16 protein-coding genes and 2 tRNA genes are annotated in these 18,999 nt (G+C 61.0%); all 18 read left to right on the forward strand.

Annotated elements, in window-relative coordinates:
- The first annotated feature begins 50 nt into the window (after positions 1-50).
- A complete protein-coding gene (gene leuC / locus LOY28_RS10235; protein WP_018928098.1) occupies positions 51-1,469 on the forward strand; it encodes a 3-isopropylmalate dehydratase large subunit in 1,419 nt (472 codons plus the stop codon).
- Between the two features lie 11 nt (positions 1,470-1,480).
- Positions 1,481-2,125: a 3-isopropylmalate dehydratase small subunit gene (gene leuD, locus LOY28_RS10240; protein WP_018928097.1), complete on the forward strand. Its 645-nt coding sequence runs from the start codon at positions 1,481-1,483 to the stop codon at positions 2,123-2,125.
- Between the two features lie 87 nt (positions 2,126-2,212).
- Positions 2,213-2,980, forward strand: coding sequence for a class I SAM-dependent methyltransferase (locus LOY28_RS10245; RefSeq protein ID WP_007935188.1), 768 nt, complete (start codon positions 2,213-2,215; stop codon positions 2,978-2,980).
- Positions 2,981-3,031: 51 nt separating this feature from the next.
- Positions 3,032-4,114, forward strand: coding sequence for a 3-isopropylmalate dehydrogenase (gene leuB / locus LOY28_RS10250; RefSeq protein ID WP_007935187.1), 1,083 nt, complete (start codon positions 3,032-3,034; stop codon positions 4,112-4,114).
- Positions 4,115-4,182: 68 nt separating this feature from the next.
- The gene (gene asd, locus LOY28_RS10255; RefSeq protein ID WP_007935182.1) at positions 4,183-5,295 is read left to right on the forward strand and encodes an aspartate-semialdehyde dehydrogenase; all 1,113 of its coding nucleotides are present in this window, start codon (positions 4,183-4,185) and stop codon (positions 5,293-5,295) included.
- A gap of 276 nt (positions 5,296-5,571) precedes the next feature.
- Complete coding sequence (locus LOY28_RS10260; RefSeq protein ID WP_019582121.1) at positions 5,572-6,582, forward strand: aspartate-semialdehyde dehydrogenase; 1,011 nt, start codon at positions 5,572-5,574, stop codon at positions 6,580-6,582.
- A 208-nt stretch (positions 6,583-6,790) separates the two neighbouring features.
- Positions 6,791-9,430 carry a FimV/HubP family polar landmark protein gene (locus LOY28_RS10265; RefSeq protein WP_258613602.1) on the forward strand — a complete coding sequence of 880 codons (2,640 nt, stop codon included), beginning with the start codon at positions 6,791-6,793 and terminating at the stop codon, positions 9,428-9,430.
- A gap of 196 nt (positions 9,431-9,626) precedes the next feature.
- Positions 9,627-10,451, forward strand: coding sequence for a tRNA pseudouridine(38-40) synthase TruA (gene truA, locus LOY28_RS10270; RefSeq protein ID WP_018928093.1), 825 nt, complete (start codon positions 9,627-9,629; stop codon positions 10,449-10,451).
- A 63-nt stretch (positions 10,452-10,514) separates the two neighbouring features.
- Positions 10,515-11,147, forward strand: coding sequence for a phosphoribosylanthranilate isomerase (locus tag LOY28_RS10275; RefSeq protein WP_258613604.1), 633 nt, complete (start codon positions 10,515-10,517; stop codon positions 11,145-11,147).
- Between the two features lie 212 nt (positions 11,148-11,359).
- Positions 11,360-12,280, forward strand: coding sequence for an acetyl-CoA carboxylase, carboxyltransferase subunit beta (gene accD / locus LOY28_RS10280; protein ID WP_258613605.1), 921 nt, complete (start codon positions 11,360-11,362; stop codon positions 12,278-12,280).
- A complete protein-coding gene (gene folC, locus LOY28_RS10285; RefSeq protein WP_258613608.1) occupies positions 12,277-13,584 on the forward strand; it encodes a bifunctional tetrahydrofolate synthase/dihydrofolate synthase in 1,308 nt (435 codons plus the stop codon). The genes accD and folC overlap by 4 nt, the downstream gene beginning before the upstream one ends.
- Positions 13,568-14,230 carry an SPOR domain-containing protein gene (locus tag LOY28_RS10290; RefSeq protein WP_258613612.1) on the forward strand — a complete coding sequence of 221 codons (663 nt, stop codon included), beginning with the start codon at positions 13,568-13,570 and terminating at the stop codon, positions 14,228-14,230. The genes folC and LOY28_RS10290 overlap by 17 nt, the downstream gene beginning before the upstream one ends.
- Before the next feature lie 98 nt (positions 14,231-14,328).
- Positions 14,329-14,889: a CvpA family protein gene (locus tag LOY28_RS10295; RefSeq protein ID WP_018928089.1), complete on the forward strand. Its 561-nt coding sequence runs from the start codon at positions 14,329-14,331 to the stop codon at positions 14,887-14,889.
- 41 nt (positions 14,890-14,930) lie between these two features.
- Positions 14,931-16,436, forward strand: a complete 1,506-nt coding sequence (gene purF, locus LOY28_RS10300) for an amidophosphoribosyltransferase (protein ID WP_018928088.1) — start codon at positions 14,931-14,933, stop codon at positions 16,434-16,436.
- A 67-nt stretch (positions 16,437-16,503) separates the two neighbouring features.
- A complete protein-coding gene (locus LOY28_RS10305; RefSeq protein ID WP_018928087.1) occupies positions 16,504-17,715 on the forward strand; it encodes an O-succinylhomoserine sulfhydrylase in 1,212 nt (403 codons plus the stop codon).
- Complete coding sequence (locus LOY28_RS10310; RefSeq protein WP_018928086.1) at positions 17,712-18,488, forward strand: SDR family oxidoreductase; 777 nt, start codon at positions 17,712-17,714, stop codon at positions 18,486-18,488. The genes LOY28_RS10305 and LOY28_RS10310 overlap by 4 nt, the downstream gene beginning before the upstream one ends.
- 269 nt (positions 18,489-18,757) lie before the next feature.
- A tRNA-Val gene (locus LOY28_RS10315) sits at positions 18,758-18,833 on the forward strand.
- A gap of 54 nt (positions 18,834-18,887) precedes the next feature.
- A tRNA-Asp gene (locus LOY28_RS10320) sits at positions 18,888-18,964 on the forward strand.
- Positions 18,965-18,999 lie beyond the last annotated feature (35 nt).

Here is an 18,999-nt window from a genome sequence, read left to right on the forward strand (position 1 = left end):
AATTACTCAAGATCCGGGGCATAGAAACAAGCTGATGAGGAAACCGTCTGATGGCCGGCAAAACGCTCTACGACAAGCTCTGGGATTCGCATTTGGTCAAGCAGCGCGACGATGGCTCTGCGCTGATCTACATCGATCGTCACATCATCCATGAAGTGACCTCGCCGCAAGCCTTCGAGGGCCTGCGTCTGGCCGGGCGCAAGCCTTGGCGCATCGATGCCAACATCGCGACCCCGGACCACAACGTACCGACCACCCCGGAGCGCAAGGGCGGCATCGAAGCGATCGTCGACCAGGTCTCGCGTTTGCAGGTTCAGACCCTCGACGATAACTGTGACGAATACGGCATCGTCGAATTCAAGATGAATGACGTCCGCCAAGGCATCGTCCACGTCATCGGCCCGGAGCAGGGCGCCACCTTGCCGGGCATGACCGTGGTCTGCGGCGACTCCCACACCTCGACCCACGGCGCATTCGGTGCCCTGGCTCACGGTATCGGCACCTCCGAGGTCGAGCACGTGCTCGCCACTCAGTGCCTGGTCGCCAAGAAAATGAAGAACATGCTGGTGTTGGTCGAGGGCAAATTGCCGTTCGGCGTGACTGCCAAGGACATCGTCCTCGCCGTGATCGGCAAGATCGGCACCGCCGGCGGTAATGGCCACGCCATCGAATTCGCCGGTAGCGCGATTCGCGACCTGTCCGTTGAAGGCCGCATGACCATCTGCAACATGTCCATCGAAGCCGGCGCCCGTGTTGGCCTGGTGGCCGCAGACGAAAAAACCGTGGCTTACGTCAAGGGCCGTCCATTTGCTCCGAAGGGCGCGGAATGGGATTTGGCCGTCGAAGCCTGGAAAGACCTGGTCTCCGACGCCGATGCCAAGTTCGACACCATCGTCGAGCTCGATGCCTCTCAGATCAAGCCGCAAGTCAGCTGGGGCACCTCGCCTGAGATGGTGTTGGCCGTGGATCAGAACGTACCGGATCCGGCCAAGGAAATGGACCTGGTCAAGCGCGATTCCATCGAACGCGCCTTGAAATACATGGGTTTGACCGCCAATCAGGCGATCACCGACATTCAGCTGGACCGCGTATTCATCGGTTCCTGCACCAACTCGCGGATCGAAGACCTGCGCGCCGCCGCCGTGATCGCCAAGGGCCGCAAAGTGGCTTCGACCATCAAGCAGGCCATCGTGGTGCCGGGTTCGGGGTTGGTGAAGGCTCAGGCCGAATCCGAAGGCCTGGACAAGATTTTTATCGAGGCCGGTTTTGAATGGCGTGAGCCTGGCTGCTCGATGTGCCTGGCGATGAACCCGGACCGTTTGGAGTCGGGCGAGCATTGCGCGTCGACCTCCAACCGTAACTTCGAAGGCCGTCAGGGCGCCGGTGGTCGTACCCACCTCGTCAGCCCGGCCATGGCCGCCGCCGCCGCTGTGAACGGTCGTTTCGTCGACGTCCGCGAATTGATCTAAAGGAGCACAGCATGAAAGCTTTTACCCAGCACACTGGTCTTGTCGCGCCTTTGGATCGTGCCAACGTCGACACCGACCAGATCATCCCGAAGCAGTTCTTGAAGTCGATCAAACGCACCGGTTTCGGTCCGAACCTGTTCGATGAGTGGCGTTATCTGGACGTTGGCCAGCCGTATCAGGACAACTCCAAGCGCCCGCTGAACAAGGACTTCGTCCTCAACGCCGAGCGTTATCAAGGCGCCAGCGTGTTGCTGGCCCGCGAGAACTTCGGTTGCGGCTCCAGCCGCGAGCACGCGCCGTGGGCACTGGAAGAGTACGGTTTCCGCAGCATCATCGCGCCGAGCTACGCCGACATCTTCTTCAACAACAGCTTCAAGAACGGCTTGCTGCCGATCATCTTGAGCGACGCTGAAGTCGATGAGCTGTTCAAGCAGGTTGAAGCGAACCCGGGCTACCAGTTGCAGATCGATCTGCAGGCCCAGACCGTGACCCGTCCGGACGGCAAAGTGCTGAGTTTCGAGATCGATGCCTTCCGTAAGCACTGCCTGTTGAATGGTCTCGACGATATTGGTCTGACTTTGCAGGATCACGAGGCGATTGCCACGTTTGAAGCCAAGCACCGCGCGAGCCAGCCATGGTTGTTTCGCGACGCCTGAGATTGATCTGGAATCGATGTAATCAGGGCCGGCCTCTTCGCGGGCAGGCCCAGACAGCGCAAGGTTAAACCTAAAAAGGAAGTCCCGATGACCAGCACCGCGCAGCACAGCCAGGTAGTCCAAAAACAATTCGGTGAACAGGCCTCGGCCTATCTGAGCAGCGCCGTACACGCTCAAGGCACCGAATTCGCGCTGCTACAGGCTGAACTGGCGGGGCAGGGCGATGCCCGGGTACTGGACCTGGGTTGCGGCGCCGGTCATGTGAGTTTTCATGTGGCCTCGCTGGTCAAGGAAGTAGTCGCTTACGACCTGTCCCAGCAGATGCTCGATGTGGTTGCCGCCGCCGCTGTCGACCGGGGTTTGAGCAATGTGACCACGGTCAACGGCGCCGCCGAGCGTCTGCCATTCGCCGATGGGGAGTTCGACTTCGTCTTCAGCCGCTATTCGGCGCACCATTGGAGCGACCTCGGTGTGGCCCTGCGCGAAGTTCGCCGGGTGCTGAAACCGGGCGGGGTGGCGGCGTTCATCGATGTGTTGTCGCCGGGCAGCCCGTTGTTCGACACTTACCTGCAAAGCGTCGAAGTGCTGCGCGACACCAGCCACGTGCGCGATTATTCTGCGGGCGAGTGGTTGCGTCAGGTCAGCGAAGCGGGGTTGCATACCCGCAGCACCACGCGTCAACGGTTGCGCCTGGAGTACACCTCCTGGGTCGAGCGCATGCGTACGCCGCAGGTGATGCGCGCGGCGATCCTCGAGTTGCAGCAATCGATGGGCAACGAGGTGCGCGAATATTTTGAGATTGAAGCCGATGGTTCGTTCAGCACCGATGTACTGGTGCTGATGGCTGAACGATAGAATTTTTCCGGGCGCACCCGCGGGTGCGCCGACTGATGACATGAGGAAAGCATGAGCAAGCAGATTCTGATTCTCCCAGGCGACGGTATTGGCCCGGAAATCATGGCCGAAGCGGTCAAGGTGCTGGAGCTGGCGAACGACAAGTACAGCCTGGGCTTCGAACTGAGCCATGACGTGATCGGTGGCGCCGCCATCGACAAGCACGGCGTGCCGCTGGCCGATGAAACCCTGGCCCGTGCACGCGCAGCCGACGCTGTGCTGCTGGGCGCCGTGGGCGGCCCGAAATGGGACACCATCGAGCGTGACATCCGCCCTGAGCGCGGTCTGCTGAAAATCCGTGCGCAACTGGGCCTGTTCGGCAACCTGCGTCCGGCGATCCTGTACCCGCAACTGGCCGAGGCTTCCAGCCTGAAGGCAGAAATCGTTGCCGGCCTGGACATCCTGATCGTCCGTGAACTGACCGGCGGTATCTACTTCGGCGCGCCACGTGGCGTGCGCGAGTTGGAAAACGGCGAGCGCCAGGCCTACGACACGCTGCCATACAGCGAAACTGAAATCCGCCGTATCGCCCGTGTCGGTTTCGACATGGCCCGCGTACGCGGCAAGAAGCTGTGCTCGGTGGACAAGGCCAACGTGCTGGCCTCCAGCCAGCTGTGGCGTGAAATCGTCGAGCAAGTGGCCAAGGACTACCCGGACGTCGAACTGAGCCACATGTACGTCGACAACGCCGCCATGCAACTGGTGCGTGCACCGAAGCAGTTCGACGTGATCGTCACCGACAACCTGTTCGGCGACATTCTTTCCGACGAAGCGTCGATGCTCACCGGTTCCATCGGCATGCTGCCGTCGGCGTCGCTGGATGCCAACAACAAAGGCATGTACGAGCCGTGCCACGGTTCGGCGCCGGACATCGCTGGCAAGGGCATTGCCAACCCGTTGGCGACCATTTTGTCGGTGTCGATGATGCTGCGTTACAGCTTCAATCTGCAGGATGCGGCCGACGCCATCGAGAAGGCCGTGAGCCTGGTTTTGGATCAGGGTCTGCGTACGGGCGACATCTGGTCGGCTGGTTGCACCAAGGTCGGTACGCAGGAAATGGGCGACGCAGTAGTCGCCGCGCTGCGGAATCTGTAATCTCTCTGGCCCGCTGCAATTTTCAACCTTGAAAGCAGCGGCCCACTTTTCAAGAAGGTGTAGTTGCGATGAAACGTGTAGGTCTGATCGGTTGGCGCGGCATGGTCGGTTCCGTGCTCATGCAGCGGATGCTGGAAGAGCAGGATTTCGATCTTATCGAGCCGGTGTTTTTCACCACTTCCAATGTCGGTGGCCAAGGCCCGTCCGTGGGCAAGGACATTGCTCCGCTCAAGGACGCTTACAGCATTGAAGAGCTGAAAACCCTCGACGTGATTCTGACCTGCCAGGGTGGCGACTACACCAGCGAAGTGTTCCCGAAGCTGCGCGAAGCCGGCTGGCAGGGTTACTGGATCGACGCCGCTTCCAGCCTGCGCATGCAGGATGACGCGGTGATCGTGCTGGACCCGGTGAACCGCAAGGTTATCGACCAGCAGCTCGACGCGGGCACCAAGAACTACATCGGCGGCAACTGCACCGTCAGCCTGATGCTGATGGGCTTGGGCGGTCTGTTTGAAGCCGGTCTGGTGGAGTGGATGAGCGCCATGACCTATCAGGCGGCCTCCGGTGGCGGCGCGCAGCACATGCGTGAGCTGATCAAGCAAATGGGTGTGACTCACGGCGCTGTCGCCGATCAACTGGCCGATCCGGCCAGCGCCATCCTCGACATCGACCGCCGTGTTGCCGAAGCCATGCGCAGCGACGCGTACCCGACCGAAAACTTCGGCGTACCGCTGGCCGGCAGCCTGATCCCGTGGATCGACAAGGAACTGCCGAACGGCCAGAGCCGTGAAGAGTGGAAGGCCCAGGCCGAGACCAACAAGATCCTCGGTCGCTTCAAGAGCCCGATCCCGGTGGACGGTATCTGCGTGCGCATCGGCGCCATGCGTTGCCACAGCCAGGCGCTGACCATCAAGCTGAACAAAGACGTGCCGATCGCTGATATCGAAGGGCTGATCAGCCAGCACAACCCTTGGGTCAAGCTGGTGCCGAACAACCGTGAAATCAGCATGCAGGAGCTGAGCCCGACGAAAGTCACCGGCACCCTGAACGTGCCGGTCGGTCGTCTGCGCAAGCTGAACATGGGTTCGCAATTCGTCGGTGCCTTCACCGTCGGCGACCAACTGCTGTGGGGCGCGGCCGAGCCGCTGCGTCGCATGCTGCGGATCCTGCTTGAGCGTTGATCGATTGATGCAATGAAAGAACCCGTGCCTTGAAAGAGGTGCGGGTTTTTTATGCGCGCCATCCAACTTCTGTAGCAGCTGGCGAAGCCTGCGTCCAGCTGCGCAGCAGTCGTAAACCCTGCGCGCGGGGTTTGCCTGAATGATCGGGATCGCCATGACGAGGACTTCGTCCTCGAACGCAGCCTTCGGCAGCTGCTACAAGGCTTCCCCATTCATTGCCTCACCACCAACCACCCGGTAAAGTGCCGCTCCCCCCGTTTCGCCAGAGGTAGAACCATGAGCCAGTCCTTCGATATTGCCGTGATCGGCGCCACCGGTACTGTCGGCGAAACACTCGTCCAGATTCTCGAAGAACGCGACTTCCCGGTCGGCAATCTGCACCTGCTGGCGAGCAGTGAATCGGCCGGACACTCGGTGCCGTTTCGCGGCAAGAACGTGCGGGTGCGCGAAGTCGATGAGTTCGACTTCAGCAAAGTCCAGTTGGTGTTCTTCGCCGCCGGTCCGGCGGTGACCCTCAGTTTCGCCCCGCGCGCTACGGCCGCCGGTTGCTCGCTGATCGACCTGTCCGGCGCGTTGCCGGCCGATCAGGCGCCGCAAGTGGTGCCCGAGGCCAATGCTGCAATTCTTGCCGGCCTGAAAAAGCCCTTCCAGGTCAGCAGCCCAAGCCCTTCGGCGACAGCGCTGGCGGTGGTGCTGGCGCCGCTGCTCGATTTGCTCGACCTGCAACGCATCAGCCTGACGGCGTGCCTGGCGGTATCCGCCCAGGGCCGCGAAGCCGTCAGCGAGCTGGCCCGGCAAACCGCCGAACTGCTCAACGTGCGTCCGCTGGAGCCGGCTTTCTTCGATCGGCAGATGGCTTTTAACCTGTTGGCGCAAGTCGGTGCGCCCGATGCTCAGGGCCACACGTTGCTGGAAAAGCGTCTGGTGCGCGAGCTGCGTCAGGTCTTGTCGCTGCCTTTATTAAAGATTTCCGTCACTTGCATTCAAGCCCCGGTGTTTTTTGGCGATAGCTATAGCGTGACCTTGCAGTCATCGAGCGCTGTCGACCTGGCGAAAGTCAACGCGGCACTGGAAGCTGCGCCCGGTATCGAGCTGGTCGAGGCGGGCGATTACCCGACTCCGGTAGGCGATGCGGTAGGGCAGGACGTGGTTTACGTTGGTCGGGTTCGCAGCGGGATCGACGACCCGGCGGAACTTAACGTGTGGCTGACGTCAGATAACGTACGCAAAGGCGCCGCGCTCAATGCTGTGCAGGTGGCTGAATTGTTGATAAAAGACCTGCTGTAAAAGATACTTGGCAACAATTTTTTCTAGTGGTTCCAGCCGAACACCATGTTTGGCTGGAATGCTTGAGGCGAGCCATCCCGCAGGGCTTTCGTCGCATGAATGAAACGATCGCGCGCGACGACCCTTCGCCGTCGCGCGCAACGCCTTACGGCAGCGGCAATCAACACCTTCTCGCTGGCCGAGGAATGTTCAAACAAAGGATGAGGCTATGGTTCAAGTTCGCAAACTGGTGTTAGCAATAGCGGCCGCCTCGGCGCTGTCCTCCGGTATGGCGCATGCCCTCGGGCTTGGGGAATTGACCCTGAAATCGACGCTGAACCAGCCTCTGGTAGCAGAAATCGAGTTGCTCGACGTCAAGGACCTCACGGCTGCCGAAGTGGTGCCGAGCCTGGCCTCGCCCGAAGATTTCGCCAAGGCTGGTGTCGATCGTCAGGCGTTCCTCAACGACCTGACTTTCACGCCGGTGCTTAACGCCAGCGGCAAAAGCATCCTGCGCATCACCTCCAGCAAACCGCTGTCCGAACCGATGGTGAAATTCCTGGTTCAGGTGATGTGGCCAAGCGGTCGTCTGCTGCGTGATTACAGCGTGCTGCTCGATCCGTCCAAATTCTCGCCGCAAACCGCCGATGCCGCCGCGCAACCGGCGCCAGCCCAGGCGGTGACCACGCCAGTCACCGGCGCGACCAAATCGACGCAATACACCACCACGTCGCGCGATACCTTATGGGAAATCGCCGCGAAGGCGCGTAACGGTGGATCGATCCAGCAAACCATGCTGGCCATCCAGGCGCTGAACCCGGATGCCTTTATCGACGGCAACATCAACCGGCTGAAAGCCGGCCAGGTGCTGCGTCTGCCGGATCAGGTGCAAAGCGCCAGCCTGCCGCAACCCAAGGCCATCGCTGAAGTCGCGGCGCAGAACTCTGCATGGCGCCACGGTCGTCGCTATGTGGCGAAGCCTGGAAGCGGGCAGCAGCAACTCGACGCCACCAAGCGTGCTCGCGGTGACGGCGCTTCGTCGCAAGTCGCCACGGACAAGCTGAGCCTGGTCTCTGCCGACACCGGCAAGGGCCGTGGCAAAGGTGCCGCCGGTGATGCGAAAGCCTTGAGCAACAAGCTGGCCGTGACCCAGGAAAGCCTCGACACGGCTCGCCGTGACAACGCTGAACTGAAAAGCCGCATGAACGACCTGCAAAGCCAGCTGGACAAGCTGCAGCGCCTGATCGAACTGAAGAATAATCAGTTGGCCAAGCTGCAAGCCGAAGGCGGCGCGGGCGCACCGGCGGCTACGACCGCTCCGGCGATGTCGGCCGAGCTGGCAGCCAGCCCGGCGGCAACGCCTGTTGAGGTGACTCCGGCGGCTCCTGCGCCGGAAGTCGTTCCGGCGCCAGCCGTCGAGCCGACGCCTGTGGCGTCCGACGAGCAGAAATTCAACGAACTGCTGACCAACCCGATCCTGCTGGGTCTGGTGGGTGGCGGTGCAGTGGTTCTGCTGCTCTTGCTGCTGTTGCTGGCCCGTCGCCGTAAAGCTCAGCAGGAGGCAGAAAAACATCTGCGCATGGCCCGTGCCTTGGCTGAGGAACAAGCGTTCTCCGCCGACCTCGACCTGCCGGAAAGCAGCTTCGAAGGTCTGGAAGTTCCGCCGCCAAGCGTGAAGCTCGCGACCGCACCAACGCCTGCACCTGCACCGGCCCCGGTGATTGCCCCGGTTGTGGTGACGCCACCGATCGCTGCGCCGTTGGTTGCGCCTGCCGCCGAACGCTCTGACGACGTCTTGGCCCAGGCTCAGTCGCACATCGCGGCCGGTCGCCTGAATCAGGCTGCCGCGTTGCTGGAAGACGCTATCAAGCAAGAGCCGCAACGCAGCGACCTGCGCCTGAAGCTGATGGAAGTCTACGGTCAGCAGGGCGATCGCGATGCGTTCGTCGCTCAGGAGCGTCAACTGGTGGCCAACGGCGACAACTTCGCCCGGGTCGAACAGCTGAAAAGCCGCTTCCCGGCCATGGTGGTCGCGGCGGTGGGCGGTCTGGCCGCCGCAGCTGTCGCCGCCGAGCTGGACGCACAGTACGTCAAGGACCTGCTGCTGGATGAGCCGCAAGCCCCGGAACCGGCATTGGCTGACTTTGACAGTGCTTTCGATCTGAGTCTCGACGATCTGGAAGCGGCTACTCCGATCACGCCTGCGGTTGCAGTCGAGCCAGCACCGCAGCCACAGCCTGAGCCAGAACCAGAGTCTCTGGCTGAGCTGGATGAGTTTCCGCTGGACGACGACCTGAGCTTTGAGTCGGTGTTGCAACAACAGACTGAAATCAAGGAAAGCCTCGACGACCTGTCGGACTTCGACCTGGACATGGATCTGGGCGGCGATGCTTCCCCGGAGACTCTGGCTGAAGACGACTTCCTGCTGAGCCTGGATGACGACCTCAAGGACTTGCCTGTCGCTGAAGTGCCGACCGTCACTGAGGCGCCAACGGTGACTGAGGCGCCGCTCGACGATCTGGAGTTGCCGGCTGATTTCGATCTGTCGCTGGCCGATGAAATGGACGCCGCCCCGGATAAGCCTGACGCCTTTGAAAACGAACTCAACGACGTCAATGCCGAGCTGGATCGTTTGTCCCAGAGCCTCGGCGAGCCAAGCTTCACCGAGGAAGATGCGTTGGTCGCGTCAGATGACGAGCTCGATTTCCTCTCTGGCGCTGACGAAGTCGCCACCAAACTCGACCTGGCCCAGGCCTACATCGACATGGGCGACAATGACGGTGCTCGGGACATCCTCAATGAGGTGGTGACCGAGGGTGATGCGGGGCAGAAGAGCGAAGCCAAGGAAATGCTCTCGCGTCTGGCGTGAATCGTCGGTAAGGCTTAAACAAAACGGCAGCCCATCCAGGCTGCCGTTTTTGTTTGGGGGATGCGATAGGGTTGGTACATTCAACGCCGTGTCACAGTTACACTGGCATCCCGGTCCAGCGGCCTTATAATGCCTGCCTTTGCGTAGATCAGCAGGCTGTCACCCCTTGGCAAATATAGATAATCCGGCCGCCGAAATGGCGGCCGACGGCTTTTTTCGGATCGCGTTGGGCGTTGAATACAAAGGTTCGCGTTATCGCGGCTGGCAACGTCAGGCCTCCGGTGTGGACACGGTGCAGGAGCTTCTTGAAAAGGCCTTGTCCAAAGTCGCCGACTCACCCGTGTCGCTGCATTGCGCCGGGCGCACTGACGCCGGTGTGCATGCTTGCGGCCAAGTGGTGCATTTCGACACCCAGGTAGAGCGCTCGATGAAGGCCTGGGTCATGGGTGCCAACATCAACTTGCCGCACGACATCAGCGTCAGCTGGGCCAAGGTCATGCCGGCGCATTTCCATGCGCGGTTCAAAGCCATCGCCCGGCGCTATCGCTACGTGATCTACAACGATCAGATCCGCCCGGCGCACCTGAACGAAGAAATCACCTGGAACCACCGCCCGCTGGACGTTGAGCGCATGTCCGAGGCCGCCCAGTATCTGGTCGGCACCCACGACTTCAGTGCTTTCCGCGCCGGCCAGTGCCAGGCCAAGTCGCCGATCAAGGAGCTGCATCACCTGCGCGTTACCCGCCATGGCAAAATGATCGTGCTGGATATCCGTGCCAGTGCGTTCCTGCACCACATGGTGCGCAACATCGCAGGCGTTTTGATGACTATCGGTGCTGGCGAGCGTCCCGTGGAGTGGATGAAAGAGGTGCTGGAGAGTCGCATTCGCCGTTCCGGTGGGGTGACGGCTCATCCGTTTGGTCTGTATCTGGTGCAGGTCGAGTATCGCGACGAGTTCGAATTGCCCGAGCGTTACATCGGCCCACACTTCCTCACCGGCTTCTCGGAACTTGACGGCTGACGCCTTCGAACGCTTTTGATACCATCCGGGACTTTCCCGCAATTGCCCTGAGGTTCTATCGACATGTCGGCCGTTCGCAGCAAAATTTGTGGGATTACCCGCATAGAGGATGCGTTGGCGGCGGTTGAGGCCGGGGCCGATGCCATCGGATTTGTGTTCTACGCCAAAAGCCCGCGGGCCGTGACGTTCCAGCAGGCGAGGGCGATCATCAAGGCCTTGCCGCCGTTCGTGACCACCGTGGGTTTGTTCGTCAACGCCAGCCGTTGCGAGTTGGGGGAAATCCTCGACGCCGTGCCACTGGACCTGTTGCAGTTCCATGGCGACGAAACTGCTGCTGATTGCGAAGGCTGGCACCGACCGTACATCAAGGCATTGCGGGTCAAGGCCGGTGATGACATCGCGGCAGCTTGTGACGCATACCCAAGTGCCAGCGGTATTTTGCTCGACGCCTATGTCGAAGGTGTTCCTGGTGGAACCGGTGAAGCCTTCGACTGGTCACTGATACCGCAAGGCTTGAGCAAGCCGATCATCCTGGCGGGTGGCTTGACGCCAGATAACATCGCCGAGGCGATTGCCCGGGTTCGGCCTTACGCGGTGGACGTCAGCGGAGGGGTAGAGGCGAGCAAGGGCATCAAGGATCACGCAAAGATTCAGGCATTCATCAAAGCGGTACGCGGTAGCACGTCGTTGATGTGACGGCTGGCAGACTGCCGCCGTCCACTGCTCTGTACAAAAGAGGTGCACCTGCACAAAGCAGGCATGGCTGAGAATTTTTGGGTCGTACGCAGGTCAGCGTCTCGCTGACCCGGCAATCCATCGATCATCGCTACACATATGAATTTAGCTCAAGGGCATACGCGGGGCTGCGAACCAGAGCGTTCGGGCCGCCGGTACTGGAGAAAGAAAGCATGAGCAACTGGTTAGTAGACAAACTGATCCCTTCGATCATGCGTTCCGAGGTCAAGAAGAGCTCGGTGCCTGAAGGTCTGTGGCACAAATGCCCGTCTTGCGAGGCGGTGCTGTATCGTCCGGAGCTGGAAAAGACCCTGGACGTTTGCCCCAAGTGCAACCACCACATGCGTATCGGCGCACGCGCGCGCATCGACATCTTCCTCGACGCTGAAGGTCGTGCCGAACTGGGCGCGGACCTGGAGCCAGTTGACCGTCTGAAATTCCGTGACGGCAAGAAGTACAAGGATCGCCTGACCGCTGCACAAAAGCAGACCGGCGAAAAAGACGCACTGATCTCCGTGAGCGGCACCTTGCTGGGCATGCCGGTCGTGGTGTCGGCTTTCGAATTCTCCTTCATGGGTGGTTCGATGGGTGCCATCGTCGGTGAGCGCTTTGTGCGCGCCGCCAACTACGCCTTGGAAAACCGTTGCCCGATGATCTGCTTCTCCGCTTCCGGCGGTGCACGGATGCAGGAAGCGCTGATCTCCCTGATGCAAATGGCCAAGACCTCCGCGGTGCTGGCACGTCTGCGCGAAGAAGGCATTCCGTTCATCTCGGTGCTGACCGACCCGGTCTACGGCGGTGTTTCCGCCAGTCTGGCGATGCTCGGCGACGTGATCGTCGGTGAGCCGAAAGCCCTGATCGGTTTCGCCGGTCCGCGCGTGATCGAACAAACCGTTCGCGAAAAACTGCCGGAAGGCTTCCAGCGCAGCGAGTTCCTGCTGGAGCACGGCGCGATCGACATGATCATCCCTCGTCAGGAGCTGCGTCCGCGTCTGGGCAACCTGTTGGCGCAACTGACCGGCAAGCCGACGCCTAAATTCGTCGCTGCGCCAGTCGAGCCGATCGTGGTCCCACCGGTACCTGCGAACCTATGATCGAGCGCACCCTTGGCGAGTGGCTCGCCTACCTTGAACAGTTGCATCCTTCGGCCATCGACATGGGGTTGGAGCGTTCGCAACAGGTAGCGTCCCGCATGGGGCTGGGCAAGCCGGCGCCTCGGGTGATCACGGTCACCGGCACCAACGGCAAAGGGTCTACCTGCGCATTCGTGGCTTCATTGCTGCGGTCGCAGGGCCTGAACGTGGGTGTCTACAATTCTCCGCACCTGCTGCGTTACAACGAGCGGGTGCAGGTCAATGGTGTCGAAGCCACTGACGCGCAGCTGTGCGAAGCCTTTGCCGTGGTCGAGGCGGGTCGCGGCGAAACATCCCTGACTTACTTCGAAATGGGCACCCTGGCGGCGTTCTGGCTGTTTCAACAGGCCGGTCTCGATGCAGTGGTGCTGGAAGTCGGCTTGGGCGGGCGCCTGGACACGGTCAACGTGGTGGATGCCGATATCGCGCTCGTCACCAGCATTGGTGTCGACCATGCGGATTACCTGGGTGATACCCGCGAATCCGTGGCCTTCGAAAAGGCCGGAATCTTCCGCCAGGGCGCTCCTGCACTGTGCGGCGATCTGAATCCTCCTCAACCTCTGCTGGATAAGGCGCGCGAGCTCAATTGCCCGTTTTTCCTGCGTGGGCGCGATTTCGACCTCGGTATCACCGATTACAACTGGCAATGGCGCGGCGTTGATGCTCAAGGGCGTGCGGTCGAATTGCACGATCTGCCATTGCTCGATCTGCCGATGGAAAACGCTGCACTGGCGTTGCAGGCTTACCTTCTGCTCGGTTTGCCTTGGGTGGATGCGCAGATTATTGAAGCGTTGAAAGCGACGCGGATCGTCGGTCGTCTTGATCGTCGGCAGTTCGACTGGCAGGGCAAGCGTCTGAATCTGCTGCTGGACGTGGGGCACAACCCTCACGCGGCAGAATATCTGGCTCGGCGTCTGGCCAGTCGACCGCTGGCCGGCAAGCGTCTGGCGGTGTTCGGGTTGTTGGCGGACAAGGACTTGGATGGTGTTGTCGGTGAATTGAATGCTAGTGTCCAGCATTGGGCCGTCGCGCCGCTGGATTCGCCGCGGGCACGGCCGGTAGCTCAGTTGCACGCAGCGTTGCAGAACCTTGGCGCCTCGGTTACGTCCTATGACAGCGTGGCCGCTGCCCTGGAAGGGCAGTGCGCGCAGGCGACGAGCGACGACGAGATTCTGTTGTTCGGATCATTTTATTGTGTCGCCGAGGCCCTTGAGTGGCTGGCCCGGCACTCCACGGAGGAAGCGGCAAATGGCTTTGCTGGATAAGGCGTACAAGCAGCGCATGGTCGGTGCCTTGGTGCTGGTGGCGCTGGCGGTGATTTTCTTGCCGATGCTGTTTTCCCGTCAGGACGAACAGCGCCAGGTAAGGGTCGACGCGCCTGCCGCACCGCATGCCTCCTCGTTACCGCAAGTGCAGATTGAGCCGGTCGCGGTGCCTGAACCACAGGCATTGCCGCAAGAGCCTGTGCCAAGCGACGACGAGATTGCCGAGCAGCAAGCGCCGTCGGCACCGATTGCACCAACGGCTCCCGTAGCGCCAGCGCCGCCGGCTGCCAAGCCAGTCGCGCCGCCAGCAACGCCAGTTGCCAAGCCTGTACCGGCACCTGTCCAGCCAATCGCGGTTGCACCGACCAAGCCGGTCGCTACTCCAAGTCGCGTCGATGCCAATGGCCTGTCGGTCAGCTGGTCGGTGCAACTGGCCAGCCTGGCGAGCCGTGAGAGCGCTGAAAGTTTGCAGAAAACCCTGCGCAGCCAAGGCTATAACGCCTACATTCGCTCCGCCGATGGCAAGAATCGAGTGTTCGTCGGGCCGCTGATCGAGCGTGCGGAAGCCGATCGTCTGCGTGATTTGTTGAGTCGCCAGCAGAACCTCAAGGGTTTTGTGGTGCGTTTCCAGCCTGAGCGCGGCTAAATCTATCACCCCGATTTGAAAAGCACTGACAATCTCAGCTTACCGACAGCCATGGGCTCTGCTAAAATGCGCCGCCTCATCTGTCTGTAGGCTGCACTGTGCCATTTACCTGGGTTGACTGGGCGATCGTTGCAATCATCGCCATCTCCGCTTTGATCAGTCTGAGCCGCGGCTTCGTCAAGGAAGCACTCTCGCTGCTGACCTGGATCATCGCAGGAGTCGTTGCCTGGATGTTCGGTGGTTCATTGTCCGAGTACCTGGGCGGATACATTGCTACGCCGTCGGCTCGTGTTATCACGGGCTGTGCCATCATGTTTGTCGCCACTTTAATCGTAGGCGCAATGATCAATTATCTTATCGGCGAGTTGGTTCGCGTCACCGGGCTGTCCGGGACCGATCGATTCCTCGGCATGGCTTTCGGCGGGGCGCGTGGCGTGTTGCTGGTGGTCGTGGCGGTCGGGCTGTTGAGCCTGGGGCCGGTACAGCAGGACGAGTGGTGGAAAGAGTCACAGCTCGTGCCAAAATTTCTATTGGTCGCAGACTGGTCCAAAAACCTGATCCTCGGGTGGAGCAGTCAGTGGCTTGCCAGCGGAATCAGCGTACCCGCTGATATTCCGTTCAAGGAGCACCTCTTGCCGACGGCCAAAACGCCTCAGTGAGTTGTGTTCAGTTCAGATCCATTAAGTAGGGGTTGCGTCGCATGTGTGGCATCGTCGGTATCGTCGGTAAGTCGAACGTCAATCAGGCGCTGTATGACGCGCTAACCGTCCTCCAGCACCGCGGCCAGGACGCTGCCGGTATCGTGACCAGCCACGATGGCCGGTTATTCCTGCGCAAGGACAATGGCCTGGTGCGTGACGTGTTCCATCAGCGTCACATGCAGCGCCTGGTCGGCCACATGGGCATTGGCCATGTGCGTTATCCGACCGCGGGCAGCTCGACCTCGGCCGAAGCTCAACCGTTTTACGTCAACTCGCCGTACGGCATCACCCTGGCGCACAACGGTAACCTGACCAACGTTGAACAATTGGCCAAGGAGATTTACGAATCTGACCTGCGCCACGTCAACACCAACTCCGATTCGGAAGTGCTGCTCAACGTGTTCGCACACGAGCTGGCCCAGCGTGGCAAGTTGCAGCCGACTGAAGAAGACGTGTTCGCGGCCGTCACCGACGTGCACAACCGTTGCGTCGGTGGTTACGCGGTCGTGGCGATGGTGACCGGTTATGGCATCGTCGGTTTCCGCGATCCGCACGGCATCCGCCCAATCGTTTTCGGTCAGCGTCACACCGATGAAGGCGTCGAGTACATGATCGCCTCCGAAAGCGTTTCGCTGGACGTGCTCGGTTTCACCCTGATTCGCGACCTGGCACCCGGCGAAGCGGTCTACATTACTGAAGACGGCAAGCTGCACACCCGTCAGTGCGCGACCAACCCGTCGCTGACCCCGTGCATCTTCGAACACGTCTACCTGGCACGTCCGGACTCGATCATCGACGGCGTTTCGGTTTACAAGGCCCGTCTGCGCATGGGCGAGAAGCTCGCCGAGAAGATCCTGCGCGAGCGTCCGGACCACGACATCGACGTGGTCATCCCGATTCCGGACACCAGCCGCACCGCGGCCCTGGAGCTGGCGAACCACTTGGGCGTCAAGTTCCGCGAAGGCTTCGTGAAGAACCGCTACATCGGTCGGACCTTCATCATGCCGGGTCAGGCTGCGCGGAAAAAATCCGTACGCCAGAAGCTCAACGCCATCGAACTGGAGTTCCGCGGCAAGAACGTGATGCTGGTGGACGACTCCATCGTTCGCGGCACCACCTGCAAGCAGATCATCCAGATGGCTCGCGAAGCCGGCGCCAAGAACGTCTATTTCTGCTCCGCGGCCCCGGCCGTGCGTTACCCGAACGTCTACGGCATCGACATGCCGAGCGCTCACGAGCTGATCGCCCACAACCGTTCGACCCAGGACGTGGCCGACCTGATCGGCGCTGACTGGTTGATCTATCAAGATCTGCCTGACTTGATCGAAGCGGTCGGTGGCGGCAAGATCAAGATCGACAAGTTCGATTGCGCGGTGTTCGATGGCCATTACGTCACCGGCGACGTCGACGAGGCTTACCTGAACAAGATCGAGCAGGCACGTAACGATGCCTCCAAGGTCAAGACCCAGGCAGTCAGTGCGATCATTGATCTGTACAACAACTGAGTAACTACCGGCCCTGAGGGGCCGGTTTTGTATCTATTAAATAAAGAGCAAGGCAAGGAGTGACAGCATGAGTCAGGATTGGGATGCCGGTCGGCTGGACAGCGACCTCGAAGGCGTAGCGTTCGATACCCTGGCCGTACGCGCCGGTCAGCACCGCACGCCGGAAGGCGAACACGGTGATCCAATGTTCTTCACTTCCAGCTACGTATTCCGTACCGCCGCCGACGCGGCTGCGCGTTTTGCCGGTGAAGTGCCGGGTAACGTTTACTCGCGCTACACCAACCCGACCGTGCGCGCATTCGAAGAGCGCATTGCCGCGCTGGAAAGCGCCGAGCAAGCCGTGGCTACGGCGACTGGCATGGCCGCGATCATGGCGGTGGTAATGAGCCTGTGCAGTGCCGGCGATCACGTGCTGGTGTCGCGCAGCGTGTTCGGCTCGACCATCAGTCTGTTCGAGAAGTACTTCAAGCGCTTTGGCATCGAAGTCGATTACGTAGCTCTGGCGGACTTGTCCGGCTGGGATGCGGCGATCAAGGCCAACACCAAATTGCTTTTCGTGGAATCGCCTTCCAACCCACTGGCCGAGCTGGTGGATATCACCGCCCTGTCGGAAATCGCTCACGCCAAGGGCGCGATGCTGGTGGTCGACAACTGCTTCTGCACGCCTGCGCTGCAGCAGCCACTGAAGCTGGGCGCGGACATTGTCGTGCACTCGGCGACCAAGTTCATCGACGGCCAGGGTCGTTGCATGGGTGGTGTCGTGGCGGGTCGCAGCGAGCAGATGAAGGAAGTCGTCGGTTTCCTGCGCACTGCCGGGCCGACCCTGAGTCCGTTCAATGCCTGGATTTTCCTCAAGGGCCTGGAAACGCTGAGCCTGCGCATGAAGGCGCATTGCGCCAATGCCCAGCAACTGGCCGAGTGGCTGGAGCAGCAGGACGGCATCGAGAAAGTCCATTACGCCGGCCTCAAGAGCCATCCGCAGCACGAACTGGCCCAGCGTCAGCAGAAGGGTTTCGGTGCGGTCGTGAGCTTCGAGGTCAAAGGCGGCAAAGAGGGCGCCTGGCGCTTTATCGATGCGACTCGCCTGATCTCCATTACCGCCAACCTGGGCGACAGCAAAACCACCATCACGCACCCGAGCACCACCTCTCACGGCCGTCTGGCGCCGCAAGAGCGTGAAGCTGCGGGGATTCGTGACAGCCTGATTCGCATTGCGGTCGGTCTGGAAGACGTGGCAGACCTGCAAGCCGATCTGGCGCGCGGGTTGGCTGCCTTGTGATTGAGTTGTCGTCGCCGACCACGGGTACCCATGGCCGCGTCGCGCTGGTCACCGGTGCCGCGCGCGGCATTGGCCTGGGCATTGCGGCCTGGCTGATCAGCGAAGGCTGGCAGGTGGTGTTGACCGATCTGGATCGCGAGCGTGGTTCGAAAGTGGCGAAGGTGCTCGGCGAAAACGCCTGGTTCATCGCCATGGACGTAGCGAATGAAGCGCAGGTGGCGCTGGGTGTGGCCGAGGTGCTGGGGCAGTTCGGGCGTCTGGATGCGCTGGTGTGCAATGCGGCGGTGGCCGATCCGCACAACATCACCCTGGAAAGCCTCGACCTGGCTTACTGGAACCGGGTGTTGGCAGTGAACCTCAGTGGGCCGATGCTGTTGGCCAAGCACTGTGCGCCGTACCTGCGCGCTCACAGCGGCGCGATCGTCAACCTGGCCTCGACCCGCGCCGCGCAGTCGGAACCCGACACAGAGGCTTATGCGGCGAGCAAGGGCGGCCTGTTGGCCCTGACTCACGCCCTGGCCATCAGTTTGGGGCCAGAGATTCGTGTCAATGCGGTCAGTCCCGGCTGGATCGATGCACGGGATCCAGCGGCACGGCGCGCCGAACCGCTGACTGACGCCGATCATGCGCAGCATCCGGCGGGCAGGGTAGGGACCGTCGAAGACGTGGCGGCGATGGTGGCCTGGTTGCTGTCGAAGAACGCTGGTTTCGTCACGGGCCAGGAGTTTGTGGTCGATGGTGGCATGACCAAGAAGATGATTTACAGCGAGTAACAGGGCAGGGGCGCTGTCCCCGGCATTGATGTTGAATGTGTTGCCATCATCGTCGGCTCGCCGCCGAGAGTCGGGTCGCTCCCACATTAGAAAACCTGTTGTCTGAAGAGGCGCGGTCCACTGTGGGGGCGAGCCTGCTCGCGAAAGCGGTCTGGCGGTTGTCGGCCTCGTCCGGAATGACACGATTTTGTCTTTTTTAGAAAAACTTCAAGCGGGGTATTGACTTAGCTTCGGTACCTGCGTAAATTTCGCGGCCTCAGAGATGCAAAGGGTGATTAGCTCAGCTGGGAGAGCGTCTGCCTTACAAGCAGAATGTCGGCGGTTCGATCCCGTCATCACCCACCAACTCTTGAGACTCTTGTGTAAGCAAGAGGGAAGCTGAAAAGCCTCCACCGACGCGCAGCGGTAGTTCAGTCGGTTAGAATACCGGCCTGTCACGCCGGGGGTCGCGGGTTCGAGTCCCGTCCGCTGCGCCATATTTTCCGAATCAGGTTTACCCTGGTTCGAGATT

Source organism: Pseudomonas sp. B21-017 (assembly GCF_024749245.1).
Lineage (GTDB): Bacteria > Pseudomonadota > Gammaproteobacteria > Pseudomonadales > Pseudomonadaceae > Aquipseudomonas.

Coding starts and splice junctions, on each gene's coding strand:
- accD (WP_258613605.1), top strand. CDS start 11,360: ATGAGCAACTGGTTAGTAGACAAACTGATCCCTTCGATCATGCGTTCC.
- LOY28_RS10265 (WP_258613602.1), top strand. CDS start 6,791: ATGGTTCAAGTTCGCAAACTGGTGTTAGCAATAGCGGCCGCCTCGGCG.
- LOY28_RS10305 (WP_018928087.1), top strand. CDS start 16,504: ATGAGTCAGGATTGGGATGCCGGTCGGCTGGACAGCGACCTCGAAGGC.
- leuB (WP_007935187.1), top strand. CDS start 3,032: ATGAGCAAGCAGATTCTGATTCTCCCAGGCGACGGTATTGGCCCGGAA.
- LOY28_RS10290 (WP_258613612.1), top strand. CDS start 13,568: ATGGCTTTGCTGGATAAGGCGTACAAGCAGCGCATGGTCGGTGCCTTG.
- leuD (WP_018928097.1), top strand. CDS start 1,481: ATGAAAGCTTTTACCCAGCACACTGGTCTTGTCGCGCCTTTGGATCGT.
- asd (WP_007935182.1), top strand. CDS start 4,183: ATGAAACGTGTAGGTCTGATCGGTTGGCGCGGCATGGTCGGTTCCGTG.
- folC (WP_258613608.1), top strand. CDS start 12,277: ATGATCGAGCGCACCCTTGGCGAGTGGCTCGCCTACCTTGAACAGTTG.
- purF (WP_018928088.1), top strand. CDS start 14,931: ATGTGTGGCATCGTCGGTATCGTCGGTAAGTCGAACGTCAATCAGGCG.
- truA (WP_018928093.1), top strand. CDS start 9,627: ATGGCGGCCGACGGCTTTTTTCGGATCGCGTTGGGCGTTGAATACAAA.
- LOY28_RS10275 (WP_258613604.1), top strand. CDS start 10,515: ATGTCGGCCGTTCGCAGCAAAATTTGTGGGATTACCCGCATAGAGGAT.
- LOY28_RS10260 (WP_019582121.1), top strand. CDS start 5,572: ATGAGCCAGTCCTTCGATATTGCCGTGATCGGCGCCACCGGTACTGTC.
- leuC (WP_018928098.1), top strand. CDS start 51: ATGGCCGGCAAAACGCTCTACGACAAGCTCTGGGATTCGCATTTGGTC.
- LOY28_RS10245 (WP_007935188.1), top strand. CDS start 2,213: ATGACCAGCACCGCGCAGCACAGCCAGGTAGTCCAAAAACAATTCGGT.